The 14,455-nt window shown below is 65.8% G+C and carries 12 protein-coding genes; 3 read left to right on the top strand and 9 right to left on the bottom strand.

Annotated features, from left to right (window positions below):
• Positions 1–3: 3 nt before the first annotated feature.
• Complete coding sequence (inhA, locus tag C0J29_RS13000; protein WP_065046704.1) at positions 4–813, bottom strand: NADH-dependent enoyl-ACP reductase InhA; 810 nt, start codon at positions 811–813, stop codon at positions 4–6.
• 35 nt (positions 814–848) lie between these two features.
• Positions 849–1,616: a 3-oxoacyl-ACP reductase FabG1 gene (gene fabG1, locus C0J29_RS12995; protein WP_065046706.1), complete on the bottom strand. Its 768-nt coding sequence runs from the start codon at positions 1,614–1,616 to the stop codon at positions 849–851.
• Between the two features lie 164 nt (positions 1,617–1,780).
• Between fabG1 and C0J29_RS12990 the strand changes: the two genes are divergently transcribed.
• The gene (locus C0J29_RS12990) at positions 1,781–2,626 is read left to right on the top strand and encodes a hypothetical protein (protein WP_120792554.1); all 846 of its coding nucleotides are present in this window, start codon (positions 1,781–1,783) and stop codon (positions 2,624–2,626) included.
• Here the strand turns inward: C0J29_RS12990 and C0J29_RS12985 are convergent.
• Positions 2,569–3,222, bottom strand: coding sequence for a TetR/AcrR family transcriptional regulator (locus tag C0J29_RS12985; protein ID WP_120792553.1), 654 nt, complete (start codon positions 3,220–3,222; stop codon positions 2,569–2,571). The two genes, C0J29_RS12990 and C0J29_RS12985, sit on opposite strands and share 58 nt — an antisense overlap.
• 157 nt (positions 3,223–3,379) lie before the next feature.
• Here C0J29_RS12985 and qcrB point away from each other — a divergent pair, with 157 nt between their 5' ends.
• Entirely contained in the window at positions 3,380–5,020 is a 1,641-nt protein-coding gene (gene qcrB / locus C0J29_RS12980; protein WP_065046797.1) for a cytochrome bc1 complex cytochrome b subunit, read from the top strand.
• Between the two features lie 103 nt (positions 5,021–5,123).
• Here qcrB and C0J29_RS12975 read toward each other — a convergent pair whose 3' ends face one another.
• The 6 genes from C0J29_RS12975 to C0J29_RS12950 all read right to left on the bottom strand — a co-directional run bounded on the left by C0J29_RS12975 (position 5,124) and on the right by C0J29_RS12950 (position 11,319).
• Positions 5,124–6,131, bottom strand: a complete 1,008-nt coding sequence (locus C0J29_RS12975) for a VWA domain-containing protein (RefSeq protein ID WP_065046710.1) — start codon at positions 6,129–6,131, stop codon at positions 5,124–5,126.
• A 28-nt stretch (positions 6,132–6,159) separates the two neighbouring features.
• On the bottom strand, positions 6,160–7,107 hold the full coding sequence (locus C0J29_RS12970; RefSeq protein WP_065046712.1) for a DUF58 domain-containing protein: 948 nt from the start codon (positions 7,105–7,107) through the stop codon (positions 6,160–6,162).
• A complete protein-coding gene (gene moxR1 / locus C0J29_RS12965; protein WP_065046714.1) occupies positions 7,104–8,216 on the bottom strand; it encodes a chaperone MoxR1 in 1,113 nt (370 codons plus the stop codon). The genes C0J29_RS12970 and moxR1 overlap by 4 nt, the downstream gene beginning before the upstream one ends.
• Positions 8,217–8,369: 153 nt before the next feature.
• A complete protein-coding gene (gene ripB / locus C0J29_RS12960; protein WP_065046716.1) occupies positions 8,370–9,095 on the bottom strand; it encodes an NlpC/P60 family peptidoglycan endopeptidase RipB in 726 nt (241 codons plus the stop codon).
• A gap of 9 nt (positions 9,096–9,104) precedes the next feature.
• Positions 9,105–10,526 (bottom strand): NlpC/P60 family peptidoglycan endopeptidase RipA, encoded by a 1,422-nt coding sequence (gene ripA, locus C0J29_RS12955; RefSeq protein ID WP_120792552.1) that lies wholly within the window; start codon positions 10,524–10,526, stop codon positions 9,105–9,107.
• 232 nt (positions 10,527–10,758) lie between these two features.
• Positions 10,759–11,319 carry an Rv1476 family membrane protein gene (locus tag C0J29_RS12950; RefSeq protein WP_120792551.1) on the bottom strand — a complete coding sequence of 187 codons (561 nt, stop codon included), beginning with the start codon at positions 11,317–11,319 and terminating at the stop codon, positions 10,759–10,761.
• A 294-nt stretch (positions 11,320–11,613) separates the two neighbouring features.
• Between C0J29_RS12950 and C0J29_RS12945 the strand changes: the two genes are divergently transcribed.
• Entirely contained in the window at positions 11,614–14,445 is a 2,832-nt protein-coding gene (locus C0J29_RS12945; protein ID WP_174814840.1) for an aconitate hydratase, read from the top strand.
• Positions 14,446–14,455: the final 10 nt, after the last annotated feature.

Below are 14,455 nucleotides of genomic sequence, written 5' to 3'. Positions count from 1 at the left end.
GCGTCAGAGCAATTGGGTGTGGGCGCCGCCGTCGGCGTAGATGATGTCACCGGTGGTCGCCGGCAGCCATTCGGACAACAGCGCGCAGACCGTCTTGGCGACCGGCGTGGGGTCCTTCATGTTCCAGCCGATCGGCGCGCGCTGGTCCCAGCCCTCTTCGAGCAACTGGATCTGGGCACCGGCCTCGTCACCCAGCGCGCCGCCGACGATCGCGGCCATCGCCAGCGTCCGGATCGGCCCTGCCGCAACGAGGTTGGAGCGCACCCCGTACTTGCCGGCCTCACGGGCGACGAACCGGTTCACCGACTCCAGCGCGCTCTTGGCGACCGTCATCCAGTTATAGGCCGGCATCGCGCGGGTCGGGTCGAAGTCCATGCCGACGATGCCGCCACCGGGATTCATGATCGGCAGCAACGCTTTTGCCAACGAGGCGTATGAGTACGCCGAGATGTGGATGCCCTTGGACACGTCCTCGTAGGGCGCGTCGAAGAACGGGTTGATGCCCATCCCACTCTGCGGCATGAAGCCGATCGAGTGCACGACGCCGTCGAGCTTGTTGCCCTCCCCGATGACCTCGGTCACCCGGCCGGCCAGGCTGTCCAGGTGCTCCTGGTTCTGCACGTCGAGCTCGATCAGCGGGGCCTTCTCCGGAAGCCGGTCCACGATCCGCTGGATCAGCCGCAGCCGGTCGAATCCCGTCAGCACCAGCGAAGCGCCCTGCTCCTGAGCGACTTTGGCGATGTGGAACGCGATCGATGAGTCGGTGATGATCCCGGACACCAGGATCCGTTTGCCTTCGAGCAGTCCTGCCATTGTTTCGTCCCCTCTTGCTCTTAGTGGCCTTGCTCTTAGTGGCCCATGCCCATGCCGCCGTCAACCGGAATGACCGCACCCGAGATGTAACTCGCGTCCTCCGACGCCAGGAAGCTCACCACGCCGGCGACCTCGGCGGCGGTGCCGACCCGCTTGGCCGGGATGAATTGCAGCGCCCCCTCCTGGATCCGTTCGTCCAGCGCTCGGGTCATATCGGTGTCGATGTACCCCGGGGCGACCACGTTCGCGGTCACGTTCACTTTGGACAGCTCCCGCGCGATCGAGCGGGCCATGCCGATCACACCGGCCTTGGAGGCGGCGTAATTGGCCTGGTTGCCGATACCCCAGCTGCCGGAGACCGAACCGATGTAGATCAGCCGGCCGAACTTCTTACGCTGCATGCTGCGCGCGGCTCGTTGGGTAACCCGGAACGCCCCGGTGAGGTTGGCGTCGATGACCTTCTCGAACCGCTCTTCGGTCATCCGGATGAGAAACGCGTCCGCGGAGAGGCCGGCGTTGGACACCAGCACCTCAACCGGACCCTGATGCTCCTCGATCTCTTTGAAGGCGCGGTCGACGGCGTCGTTGTCGGTGACGTCACACTCGACGGCGAACAGCCCCTCCGGCGCCCCGGATCCGCGGTGGGTGACGGCAACCTTGTGGCCGTCGGCGGCCAGTCGCTGTGCGATCGCCAGCCCGATGCCCCGGTTCCCGCCGGTGACCAGCACCGATCGGGATACGAATGGGGGTTTGCCGCCCTCGGTGGCGGCCTCGCTCGTGGTCTCGGTGGCCGTGTCAGTCACCCCGACAACCTAGCGCCTTGACGCGTTGCGGCCGAAATTGGGGCTTTCTGGCGGCGGGCGCGCGAGAGGAACCAGGCAGCTGTCGTGGGCGCGGTTTCCACAGCCAGGTTCCACTCGCGCAGGTGCAGCGCATAGATGTCGGGGTGCCTCAGCACACTGCGGTCATGACCGATCCGTTTCTCGGCAGCGAAGCCCTCGCGGCGGGAACACTGACGCCCTACCAATTGCGCAGCCAGCACGTCGCAGTACACAAGGATGTCTACGTCCCGCGCGACCAGGAGTTGACCGCACGGGTGAGGGCGAAGGCGCTGTGGTTACGCTCGCGCCGGCGTGGTGTGCTGGCGGGTTATTCGGCTTCGGCCCTGCACGGTGCCAAGTGGATTGGCGCCGATATGCCGGCCGCAATCATCGATACCAACCACCGCCGCACGCCGGGAGTGCAGGTATGGAAGGACCGTTTGGTGCCCGACGAGATTGCGGTCATCGACGGAATGCGCGTGACGACGCCAGCCCGGACAGCCCTGGACCTGGCCAGTCGTTACCCGCTGGACTCTGCCGTCGCAGCGGTCGACGCGCTGATGCAGGCAACCTCTGTGAAACTGCCCGACATCGAAGTGATCGCCGATCGCCATCGGGGCCGCCGGGGCATCAAAGCCGCCCGGGCGGTGCTGGACCTGGTTGACGGCGGCGCGCAGTCCCCGAAAGAAACTTGGCTGCGATTGCTGCTTATCCGTGCCGGCTTCCCTCGTCCTCAGACGCAGATCGCCGTGCGCAACCAATGGGGTTGGACTGAAGCCTATTTGGACATGGGGTGGGAAGACATCAGGGTCGCGGCCGAGTACGACGGCGATCACCATCTGAGTAATCGCTACCACGTCAAGAAGGACATCCGACGGCACGAGAAGATGACGCACGGCTACGGGTGGATCGTGGTCCGAGTCGTTGCGGGAGATCATCCCGCGGACATAACCCACCGCGTCAGGGAAGCGCGCGCCTCGCGGGGCGCCTGATCGTTCCCGTGAAGCCGCCGCGAGGGGAACCTCACCGCCAAATTTCCGCCCGGGAATCGCAACCAGGTTCCCCTCGCGGCTCCTTCGCAGGTTCCCCTCGCGGCTCCTTCGCAGGTTCCGGACAGCATCGAGATCGCCGCCTCCAGTTCCGCGCCGTCGAAGGCGTCCTGCAGGATGCCGCGGATGGTGCGCTGACCATCGGTGTTGATCTTGTTGCGGACCTCTCTCATCATGTCGTCCGTCGCCCACTGCGCCATGGCGGAGAGCACCTGATCGAGCCGATGGTCGAGCACGGCCTGGCGGAACGTGGTGAGTTCGCCGATCAGATCGGTGCGGAGATCGCCGGTGGGTTGGTGGTGCTCCACCTCGCCGAGGGCCTCCAGTGCGATGGCGGCGAGGTCAAATCTGCTCGGCCAATGCTTGTACAGCGTGGTCTTCGAGTAGCCGGCCCGCTCGGCGACGTGAGCGTGCGTCAGCGCGTCAGATCCCTCCCGCACCAGCACGTCGAAGGCGGTGCGCGCGACGTCGGCGCGGGTTCGGATGACCCGGGCGTCCTCGCCCGCGTCACCGACCTGCGCGCCGCGGCCAGGTGTCATCGAAGCGCGTCCTTCCGGCTACCAATTTCGGGATAGATCCTGACGAAATTAGCTGATGAACATCACAGCCAGAAGCGTATTGCTCATTCATTAATGAACTAGTAGTACATTAATGGAAGATCCGTACTGCAATGCTGCCGAGTCAGAAGGTTCGCCGATGAGTCCGAAAATCGATGCCGGCGCGGTGCTGGCCCGCCAGGCTGACGAGATCGACACCCGCTACCACCCGTCCGCGGGCCTGCGGCGCCAGCTGAACAAGGTCTTCCCGACGCACTGGTCGTTTCTGCTCGGCGAGATCGCGCTGTACAGCTTCATCGTGCTGCTGCTGACCGGCGTGTACCTGACGCTGTTCTTCGACCCGTCGATGAGCGAGGTCACCTACAACGGCGTCTATCAGCCGCTGCGGGGAGTCGAGATGTCGCGGGCCTACGAGACGGCGCTGAACATTTCCTTCGAGGTGCGGGGCGGGCTGTTCGTGCGCCAGGTCCACCACTGGGCCGCATTGATGTTCGCCGCCTCGATCATGGTGCACATGGCGCGCATCTTCTTCACCGGCGCGTTCCGCCGGCCTCGGGAGGCCAACTGGGTGGTCGGGTCGCTGCTGCTGATTCTGGCCATGTTCGAGGGATTCTTCGGCTACTCACTGCCCGACGACCTGCTCTCTGGCACCGGTCTGCGGGCCGCATTGTCGTCAATCACGTTGGGAATCCCGGTGATCGGCACCTGGCTGCACTGGGGATTGTTCGGCGGGGACTTCCCCGGCAACATCCTGATCCCGCGGCTGTACGCCATCCACATCCTGGTTTTCCCCGGCATCATGCTGGCGCTGATCGGTGTGCACCTGGCACTGGTGTGGTTCCAGAAGCACACCCAGTTTCCCGGACCCCGCCGCACCGAGCACAACGTCGTCGGCGTGCGGGTGATGCCGGTGTTCGCCATCAAATCCGGTGCCTTCTTCGCCGCCATCGTCGGCGTCCTGGGCCTGATGGGCGGGCTGCTGCAGATCAACCCGATCTGGAACCTGGGTCCCTACAAGCCTTCTCAGGTCGCGGCGGGCTCACAGCCGGACTTCTACATGATGTGGACCGACGGCCTGGTACGACTGTGGCCGGCCTGGGAGATCTACATCGGGCACTACACCGTTCCGGCCGCCGTCGCCGTCGCAGTCCTGATGGGGGTCATGCTCGGCGGCCTCGTCGTCTATCCATTTCTGGAGAAGCGCTTCACCGGTGACAACGCGCATCACAACCTGTTACAGCGCCCCCGCGACGTCCCGGTGCGCACCTCGATCGGCGCCATGGCCATTGCGTTCTACATCGTGCTGACCTTCTCGTCGTTCAACGACATCATCGCCTACCAGTTCCACATCTCGTTGAATGCGACGACGTGGATCGGCCGGATCGGGATGGTGGTGCTGCCGCCGTTCGTCTACTTCATCGCCTACCGCTGGTGCATCAGCCTGCAGCGCAGCGACCGCGCGGTGCTCGAACACGGCGTCGAAACGGGCATCATCAGACGCCTGCCGCACGGCGCCTACGTCGAAATACACCAACCGCTGGGTGGGGTCGACGAGGCCGGGCATCCGATCGCGCTGGAGTACCAGGGCACGGCGGTTCCCAAGCGGATGAACAAGCTCGGTCTGGGCGGGCGCCCCGGCCAGGGCAGCTTCCTGTTCGCTGACTCGCCGGCCGAAGCGGCGGCACTGCTGGAAGCGACCCACGCCAGCGAGCAGCGCGCCCTGGTCGCCCTTCGTGAACCAAGCGCCAACGGGCACAAGGAGATTGGGCCCGCCGACTAGAGTCAGGTCGACCAGAACAGTAGTCCGCGACCACCGGAGCTGAACGCAGACCCGTCGGCCCGTAGAGTGCGATCTTTTCCGAAAACCTCGGTGTTCGGTAGCGCTAGGTCGGCAGGCGACGGTTGATCAGCAGCGCCGCCAAACCGGCGATGGCCAGCACCAACGCACCCAGCCGAAGCCAGCCCACGCTCGCGTCACCCTTGATGGTCTCGTAGCCGATCTGCTGCTGCAGCGAGGCGTAGACGGCCTTCAACTCCGCCAGCGTGGCGGCGTTGTAGGCGTTGCCGCCGGACAGTTGCGCGACCTTCTTCAAGGTCTCGTCGTCGACGGGCACCGGTTGCCGCTGATCGTTGATCTCGACGAACCCGTACGGGGTACCGAACGAGATGGTCGAGATCGGCACGCCCTGGTCCTTGGCGGTACGCGCGGCGGTGAAGGCGCCCTTCGGGTTGTCCGGGTTGGTCGGCATCGTCTCCTTACCGTCGGAGAACAACACGATGCGCGCCGGCGGGGGCGTGTCGCCGCCGCCGATCACCGCGCCGACGGTGGCTATCGCCTGCAGGGCGGTGAAAATGCCCTCCCCCGTGGCGGTGCGGTCGGCGAACTGCAGCTTGTCGAGCGCGGCCTTGGTCGCGTCCCGGTTGGTGGTCGGCGACACCAGCACCGTCGCAGTGCCCGCGTAGGCGATCAGCCCCAGGTTGATCCCGGGGGTGAGCTCATCGGCGAACTGCTTGGCGGCCTCCTGCGCGGCCACCATCCGGTTGGGTTCGACGTCGGTGGCACGCATCGACTGCGACACGTCGATCACCAGCATCACCACGGCGCGGTTGCGCGGGATCCGCACATCGTTCGTCGGCCCCGCCATCGCGATGGTGAAGAGCACCAGCGACGCCGCCAGCAGAATCGCCGGAATATGCCGCCACTTCGAAGGGCGTTTAGGCGCAACGCTTTCCAGCAACTCCATGTTGGCGAAGCGCAGCATCCGCCGCTGCCGCGCCAGTTGTAGCACCACATACAGCGCTATCAGCCCGGCGACGACGAGCAGGAACAGGAAGAACCAGGAGTGTTCGAAGCCGGACAGCGACATCGGCCCCAGCAACGGCAACGTCATAACAAACCCGTCATGTTGTAGAAGTCCGTCACCGGCGTCCCGCCATTGCCCCACGCCGGCGGGAGGAGATGAAGCGGACGATGTCTTCAATCCAGTCACGGTCGGTGCGCAGGGTCATCACCGGCGCACCGCAGCCACGGATGGTGCGGGCCACGTCCTCGCGATGCTTTGCCGCAGCCCGAGCGAAATCCGTCTGCAGCTGCGCGTCGATGGTGAACTCGCGCACCGCCCCGGATTCGGCGTCCTGCAATACGACATCGCCGATGTCGGGCAGTTCGACGTCGCGGGGGTCGAGGACCTCGATGGCCAGCACTTCGTGCCGGGCGGCGATCGCCCGCAGTGGACGCATCCAGTTGATCGGGCCCAGGAAGTCGCTGATGATCACCGCCATTCCGCGGCGACGCTCAGGACGCCGCAGCGCGTCGATCGCCGCGGACAGGTCGCCGCGCACGCCGACGGGCGCCTTGGGGGTGGTCGCAATGGCGCGCAGCAACGTGTGCACATGCTCCCGGCCGGACCGGGCCGGGACCCGAATCATGTTCTCGCCGTTGGAGATCAGCGCACCAAGCCGGTTACCACCGCCGACGTTGAGGTAAGCGATGGCCGCCGCCGCCGCGACGGCGAGGTCCCGCTTCTCACAGACCGAAGTGCCGAAGTCCAGGCTGGCCGACATGTCGACCACGAGCCAGGTCTCCAACTCGCGGTCGGCGATCATCTGCCGCACGTGCGGATGGGTGGTACGCGCGGTCACCGCCCAGTCCATCCGGCGCACGTCGTCACCCGGCTGGTAGATCCGCGACTCCCCCGGCTCGCTGCCCGGCCCCGGGATCAGACCCAGGTGATCGCCGTGCAGGATGCCGTCCAGCTTGCGGTTGATGGTCAGCTCAAGAGTGCGCAGCGCCGCCGACAGCTTGGGGTCGTCGATGGTGCCGCGCAGCATCGACGGCGGATGCCGCACCTTTTTCGAGTCGGTCACCGACCGCCTGCCACAGCACCCTGCATGACCGGGCCGACCGAATGCCCTTGCTGCGGAACGGCATTCACCTGCGGCAAGGCGACCGTCTGCATGATGCGGTTGATGACGGTCTCCGCGGTGATCTCGTCGGCGAGCGCGTCGTAGGTGAGCACCAAGCGGTGCCGCAACACGTCCGGGATGACGTCGATGATGTCCTGCGGGATCACGTAGTCGCGCCCACGCACCAGGCCCAGCGCCCGGGCCGCGGCGATGATGCCCAGCGAGGCACGCGGCGAGGCGCCGAAGGCGATCCACGTCTTGACGTCGTTCATCCCCAGCTGCTCGGGGTGCCGGGTGGCGGTCACGATGCGGACCACGTAGTCGACCAGCGCGTGGTGGACGAAGCTGTTGGCCGCGACGTTCTGCAGGCGCAGCAGGTCGCCGGTGTCGAGGATCTGCTTGGGCTGCGGCGGGGTGACGCCCATCCGGTAGATGATCTCGCGCTCTTCTTCGGGCGTGGGGTAGCCGACGTTGATCTTGAACAGGAAGCGGTCGCGCTGCGCCTCGGGCAGCGGGTAGACACCCTCTTGCTCGATCGGGTTCTGCGTCGCCATCACGAGGAACGGGTTGGGCAACGGGAACCGTTTGCCACCGATGGACACCTGCCGCTCGGCCATGACCTCGAGCAACGCCGACTGCACCTTGGCGGGCGCACGGTTGATCTCGTCGGCGAGCAGGAAGTTGACCACCACCGGGCCGAGTTCGGTGTCGAACTCTTCCTTGCCCTGCCGGTAGATGCGGGTACCGACGATGTCGGTGGGCACCAGGTCGGGCGTGAACTGAATACGGGCGAACGTCCCGCCGACGACGCGCGCGAAGGTCTCGACCGCCAGGGTCTTGGCGACACCCGGAACACCTTCCAGCAGCACGTGCCCCTTGGCGAGCAGCCCGACCAGCATCCGCTCGACCAGCTGGTCCTGGCCCACGATGATCCGCTTGACCTCGAAGATGGCCCGCTCCAGGGTGTGAACCTCGGCGGCCAGCCCGTCAGCACCGCCCATCGGCGCCTCCTGGGTGGGTGGGCCCGAGTGAGCACCCTGGCCCGGGTAACCGCCACCTGCCGTTGTCATCAATAACCCTCCAGAGCTCATTCGGGACACGACTGCTGTCACGACCACTGTCGCGGGGCAGCGACGTGCCCGCGTTCAACTATTCCAGGCGACTGGAATTCCGTCGACGTCACCGGTTCGCTATTAGGCGACTCTCAGGGTCGCCCATCCGGCTCAGTACTCGATGATCCTAGTCAGATACGGCGTCATGCCGGGTTTGCGCACCGGGCTGATGGTGACTTTGCCCGCCAGGCTGGAGGCTTCCAGCATCTGACCGTTGCCGAGGTACATGGTGACGTGCTGGCCGCCGTTGGGGCCGTAGAAGATGAGGTCGCCGCGCCTTGCCTCGTTCTGCGGGATGTGTCGTCCGGCGGTGTACTGGTCGCCGGAGAAGCGCGGGATCAGCACACCGACGCCGGCGAAGGCGTAGCGCATCAGACCCGAGCAGTCGAAACCGTTGATGCCCGCGCCCGAGTCGACACCCTTGCTGGGGCCGTCCAGCGAGCCGCCTCCCCAGGAGTAAGGAACACCCATCTGCGACCCGGCCCGGCGAATGACGTGCTCGATCGCCTGCCGGCCATTAGCCCGCGGAATCCGGCTCGCACCGGTACTGCTGTCCGCGGCCGGAGCGGCGGAGCCGCCCAGGTTGATGCCCAGCCCGGACAGGAACTGCTGCCCCAGATTGAGCGTGGTCTGAGTGGCCTGCGCGGTTGCCTGCAGCGAGGCGTTGGCGACGGCCAACGGGTCGCCGGGAGCGCCCGCGCTGACCGCGGCCGGCAGGGTGGGATCCCACTCGCCCGGTTCGGCCAAGGCCGGGGCCGGGTTGGCCACAGCGATCAACAGCCCGGTCACCAGCGCGGTGATCCAGGCGAGGGAGAAGCGAAATCGCTTGTGACGCATGAAACCTCGTTAATACTCGATGTAGCGGATCACGAACGGCGTCATGCCGCTGGTGCGGACCGGCGCGGTGCGCACCTTCAAACCGATGTCGGGCGCCTCGAGCATCTGGCCGTTGCCGAGGTAGATCGTCACGTGTTGGCTGCCGCCGGGGCCGTAGAAGATGACGTCGCCACGGCGCATCTGGGCGGTCGGGATCTTGCGGCCCATGTTGTACTGCGAACCCGAATAGTGCGGCAGCTTGATCCCCACGCCGGCAAACGAGTAGAGCACCAGTCCCGAACAGTCGAAGCCGGTGATGCCGGCGCCCGAGTCGATTCCTTTGCTGGGACCCGCCGCGTTGCCACCGCCCCAGGAGTAGGGGACGCCGATCTGCGATATGCCGCGCCGGATGACGTACTCGGAGGCCTGCCGGCCGTAGACCCGCGGTATGCGGCCCGACGTCGCCGCCGCCGGCGCATTGGTGATGCCGGTGTCGTCAGGTTTGAGGATGCCGAGCTGCTGCAGGAAGTTGCGCCCCATCTGGGCGGTCACCTGCGCCGACGTCGCCGAATAGCCCAGCACCTGGTTCACCACGGCGATCGGGTCACCAGGGATGTTCGCGCTGGGCACCTGCGGCAGCGTGGGGTCCCAACCGTCCCAGCGACGCCCGCCACCGGGTCCGTCGGCCGAGTCCCACATGCCTGACGGCGGCGTGCCCTGCCCGCCGGCCGCGTGCCATGCGACCAGTTGCGCGGCCTGCAACTTGGCTTCGGCCTGCTCACGCTCGGCGGCGACGCGATTGACCTCGTCGCGCTGGTCGTCGAACTTGCGCCGGGTGTCACCGAGCGCCGCGACCGCCGCGTCCTGGCTGGACTTGGCGTCGGCGGCGGCCTTGTCGGCCTTCTGCTTGGCCTGGCGCGCTACGGATTCCTTATTAACCTGCTCGGTACGCGCCCGCTGCAGTCTGGCCATCACCGCCTGCGAACTGGTGGTCATGGTCTGGGCCGCCGACGCGGCGGCGATCATCTCTTCGGGGCTGCGAGCAGTCAGGAAGCCGTCCGACGGTCCGTTCATATAGGTGGCCGCGGCGAAGGAATTGAACCGCTGCTGGGCCGCGGCGATGGCCGCATTCGCGTCCTTCACCGATTGCTGGCTGGTCTCCAGCTCCCGCCCGGCGACCTCAGCCTGTTCCCGCGCCTCTTCGACGGCCACCAGCGCCTTGTTGACGCCCTCCTGCTCCATCTCGACGGCGTTGGCCAGGTCCTCCAGACGCTGGCTCGCCTTTGCGACGTTGGCGATCAGCACCGCCATCGAGTCAGCCGCCGGGTCCGCCCTGGCCATTCCGAGCTCGGGCGTGCCGAACAGCAGCGCGACGCTGAGCACAGTCGGCACGGCTGGCCGTACCAACCTGGCGGCGGTTCGCGAAGCAGAGCCCGGGCGTGTCCGTCTCATGCGACTTGGGTCTCCTATGGGCAAATCGGGTGTACGACGCGGGTTTTCAGAAAAGTGCGATAGGCATCACAAGCATCATTCGCACCGTACGTCACAGTTGCCGCTAAAGAAACGCAAGTCACAAATTGCACTCTGGAAGTGCGTTTACTGTGACCGAACAGTGACCTGAAGGGTTTGCCGCAGTCAGCGGCCACCGCGTCGTATCAACGCCGACGAATAGGTGAAGCCCTGGTTAAATGCCCTGGGAATCCTCGTCGGCGGGGGCTTCGGCTCTCGCGCTCGACGTTGCTGGCTGGCGGTTGCCCAGCTGCATCAGACGGGTACCCACCGCTGCGGCGAACACCCCGATCAGCAAAACAATCGTCAGCGCCGTCCAGGGAAACTCAGGCGTGTTGAGTTCGTTGAGAAAATTCTGCGCGGACTGCATCGGATTGCCGGTTTTCGAATGGTCCTCGCCGGCTTCGAGGGTGACCCGCGGGTAGTGGCTGCTGTAGCTGCCGACGTAGCTCGGGCTGAGTACCAGCACCGTGGAATCGGGGTAGTCGGCGCCGACCACGGTCGCGATGTCGCGCAACGGCGTGTCGTTGGGCGGGTTGTGATCGAGCAGCACGATCTTGAGGGTGATTCCGTCACCGCGCGCCTGACTCACCACTTCCTGCAGACCCGGTTCGACGTTCGGCGTGGCCGCGACGCCGTCCGCGGCAACCTGCGCCTTGATCGAGTTGATGTCGACGTCCTGCGGGATGTATTCGGGCAGGAACGGGATCGTCTGCGGCAAATAAGTCTGCGGCAAATAAGTCAAGGTCCTCGCTCCTCCCATGTTGCTAGGAGCACCGTACCGGCTGAGCTTCGCGCGACAGCGCCCCCCGGCACCGCGACACTGCAACCCGGCACACGACACGCCGGGAAGCGCGTGCATGGTTTCAGTTTCAATGAAGAGGGCAGCCGCCCTTTCGTCCGGAACCGCACTGGACAAGACTGGCAACTACGGGTGCCCCCGTTTTGCAGGACAAGCGTACTGTTAAAGTTGCACCGCAACCGTCGACACGGCCCGTCGGCGGCACAAACTGAATTTTCGGGAGTTGATGTGAGCAGCAAGAATTCGTTCGGAGCCCGCGACACACTCAAGGTCGGCGACAACAGCTATGAGATTTATCGCCTCGACGCCGTTGAGGGCACCAAGAAACTCCCCTACAGCCTCAAAGTCCTCGCCGAGAACCTGCTGCGCACCGAAGACGGCGCCAACATCACCAAGGACCACATCGAGGCGATCGCCAACTGGGACCCCGACGCCGACCCGAGCATCGAGATCCAATTCACCCCGGCCCGGGTGGTCATGCAGGACTTCACCGGGGTTCCCTGCATCGTCGACCTGGCCACCATGCGCGAGGCCGTCGAAGACCTGGGCGGCGACCCGGAGAAGGTGAACCCGCTGGCACCGGCCGAGCTGGTGATCGACCACTCGGTGATCCTCGACGTGTTCGGCCGCGCCGACGCCTTCGAGCGCAACGTCGAGCTGGAATACGAGCGCAACGGCGAGCGCTACCAGTTCCTGCGTTGGGGCCAAGGCGCTTTCGACGACTTCAAGGTGGTCCCCCCGGGCACCGGCATCGTGCACCAGGTCAATATCGAATACCTGGCGCGCACGGTCATGACGCGTGACGACGGGCAAGGAACAACAGTCGCCTACCCGGACACCTGTGTGGGCACCGACAGCCACACCACGATGGTCAACGGCCTGGGCGTGCTGGGCTGGGGTGTCGGCGGCATCGAGGCCGAGGCCGCCATGCTGGGCCAGCCGGTGTCCATGCTGATCCCGCGCGTGGTCGGCTTCAAGCTCACCGGTGAGATCAAGCCCGGCGTCACCGCCACCGACGTCGTGCTCACCGTCACCGACATGCTGCGCAAGCACGGCGTGGTCGGCAAGTTCGTGGAGTTCTACGGCAACGGCGTCGCCGAAGTGCCACTGGCCAACCGCGCCACCCTGGGCAACATGAGCCCCGAATTCGGTTCCACCGCAGCCATTTTCCCGATCGACGAAGAGACCATCAAATATCTGACCCTGACCGGCCGGTCCGAGGAGCAGCTCGCGCTCGTCGAGGCGTACGCCAAGGAACAGGGCATGTGGCACGACCCCGATCACGAGCCGAAGTACTCCGAGTACCTGGAGCTCGACCTGTCGACGGTGGTGCCCTCGATCGCCGGACCGAAGCGTCCGCAGGACCGAATCCCGTTGTCGGAGGCCAAGGTTGCCTTCCGCAAGGACATCCACAACTACGTGGAGGAGAACCACCCGGCACCGGAGACCAAGCTGGACGAGGCGGTCGAGGAGTCCTTCCCGGCCAGCGACTCCGTGACGCTGTCCTTCGCCGACGACGGCGAGGGTGACCGCGTTCCCTCAGCCGCGAACGGGCACTCGGGCCGGCCGTCCAAGCCGATCGACGTGAAATCCGAGGAGCGTGGCGAATTCGTGCTCGACCACGGCGCCGTGGTGGTTGCGGGAATCACGTCCTGCACCAACACCTCCAACCCGTCGGTGATGCTCGGCGCCGCACTGCTGGCCCGCAACGCCGTCGAGAAGGGCCTGACCTCCAAGCCCTGGGTGAAGACCAACATGGCGCCCGGCTCGCAGGTGGTGACCGACTACTACAACAAGGCCGGCCTGTGGCCCTACCTGGAGAAGTTGGGCTTCTACCTCGGCGGCTACGGATGCACCACCTGCATCGGCAACACCGGTCCGCTGCCCGACGAGATCTCCGCGGCGATCAACGACAACGACCTGTCGGTGACCGCGGTGCTCTCGGGCAACCGTAACTTCGAGGGCCGCATCTCCCCCGACGTCAAGATGAACTACCTGGCCTCACCGCCATTGGTGATCGCCTACGCGATCGCGGGCACGATGGACTTCGACTTCGAGAACGACCCGCTCGGGCAGGACAACGACGGCAACGACGTCTTCCTCAAGGACATCTGGCCCACCACCCAGGAGATCGAGGAGACCATCGCCTCCTCGATCAACCGGGACATGTTCACCGAGTCATACGCCGACGTGTTCAAGGGCGACGACCGCTGGCGGTCGCTGCCCACCCCGGAGGGCAACACCTTCGAGTGGGCCGACGACTCCACTTACGTGCGCAAGGCGCCGTACTTCGACGGCATGCCCGCCGACCCGGAGCCGGTAAAAGACATCAAGGGCGCCAGAGTCCTTGCTTTGCTGGGTGACTCGGTGACCACCGACCACATCTCGCCGGCCGGCGCAATCAAGAAGGGCACCCCGGCGGCGCAGTACCTCGAGGAGCACGGGGTCGAGCCCAAGGACTTCAACTCCCTCGGCTCGCGGCGCGGCAACCACGAGGTGATGATCCGCGGCACCTTCGCCAACATCCGGCTCAAGAACCAGCTGCTCGACGATGTCTCCGGCGGTTACACCCGCGACTTCACCCAGGACGGCGGACCGCAGGCGTTCATCTTCGACGCGGCGCAAAACTATGCGGCACAGAACGTTCCGCTGGTGGTCCTGGGCGGTAAGGAGTACGGGTCCGGCTCCTCGCGGGACTGGGCCGCCAAGGGCACGCTGCTGTTGGGTGTGCGCGCGGTGATCACCGAATCATTCGAGCGCATCCACCGCTCCAACCTGATCGGCATGGGCGTCATCCCGCTGCAGTTCCCGGAGGGTGAGTCGGCCAAGTCGCTGAAGTTGGACGGCACCGAGACCTACGACATCACCGGCATCGAGGCGCTCAACGACGGCAAGACGCCGAAGACGGTGAAGGTGACCGCCACCAAGGAGGACGGTTCCAAGGTCGAGTTCGACGCGGTGGTCCGCATCGACACCCCCGGCGAGGCCGACTATTACCGCAACGGCGGCATCCTGCAGTACGTGCTGCGCAACATGCTCAAGTCCGGCAAGTCCGGCTAACGAGCACCGC

The organism is Mycobacterium paragordonae, assembly GCF_003614435.1.
In the GTDB taxonomy this organism is placed as follows: Bacteria; Actinomycetota; Actinomycetes; order Mycobacteriales; family Mycobacteriaceae; genus Mycobacterium; species Mycobacterium paragordonae.
Note: the sequence above shows the minus strand (reverse complement) of the source record. Positions and strands in the feature narration are given on the sequence as shown.

Coding starts and splice junctions, on each gene's coding strand:
- ripB (WP_065046716.1), bottom strand. CDS start 9,095: ATGCGTCACAAGCGATTTCGCTTCTCCCTCGCCTGGATCACCGCGCTG.
- C0J29_RS12990 (WP_120792554.1), top strand. CDS start 1,781: ATGACCGATCCGTTTCTCGGCAGCGAAGCCCTCGCGGCGGGAACACTG.
- inhA (WP_065046704.1), bottom strand. CDS start 813: ATGGCAGGACTGCTCGAAGGCAAACGGATCCTGGTGTCCGGGATCATC.
- qcrB (WP_065046797.1), top strand. CDS start 3,380: ATGAGTCCGAAAATCGATGCCGGCGCGGTGCTGGCCCGCCAGGCTGAC.
- C0J29_RS12985 (WP_120792553.1), bottom strand. CDS start 3,222: ATGACACCTGGCCGCGGCGCGCAGGTCGGTGACGCGGGCGAGGACGCC.
- moxR1 (WP_065046714.1), bottom strand. CDS start 8,216: ATGACAACGGCAGGTGGCGGTTACCCGGGCCAGGGTGCTCACTCGGGC.
- ripA (WP_120792552.1), bottom strand. CDS start 10,526: ATGAGACGGACACGCCCGGGCTCTGCTTCGCGAACCGCCGCCAGGTTG.
- C0J29_RS12975 (WP_065046710.1), bottom strand. CDS start 6,131: ATGACGTTGCCGTTGCTGGGGCCGATGTCGCTGTCCGGCTTCGAACAC.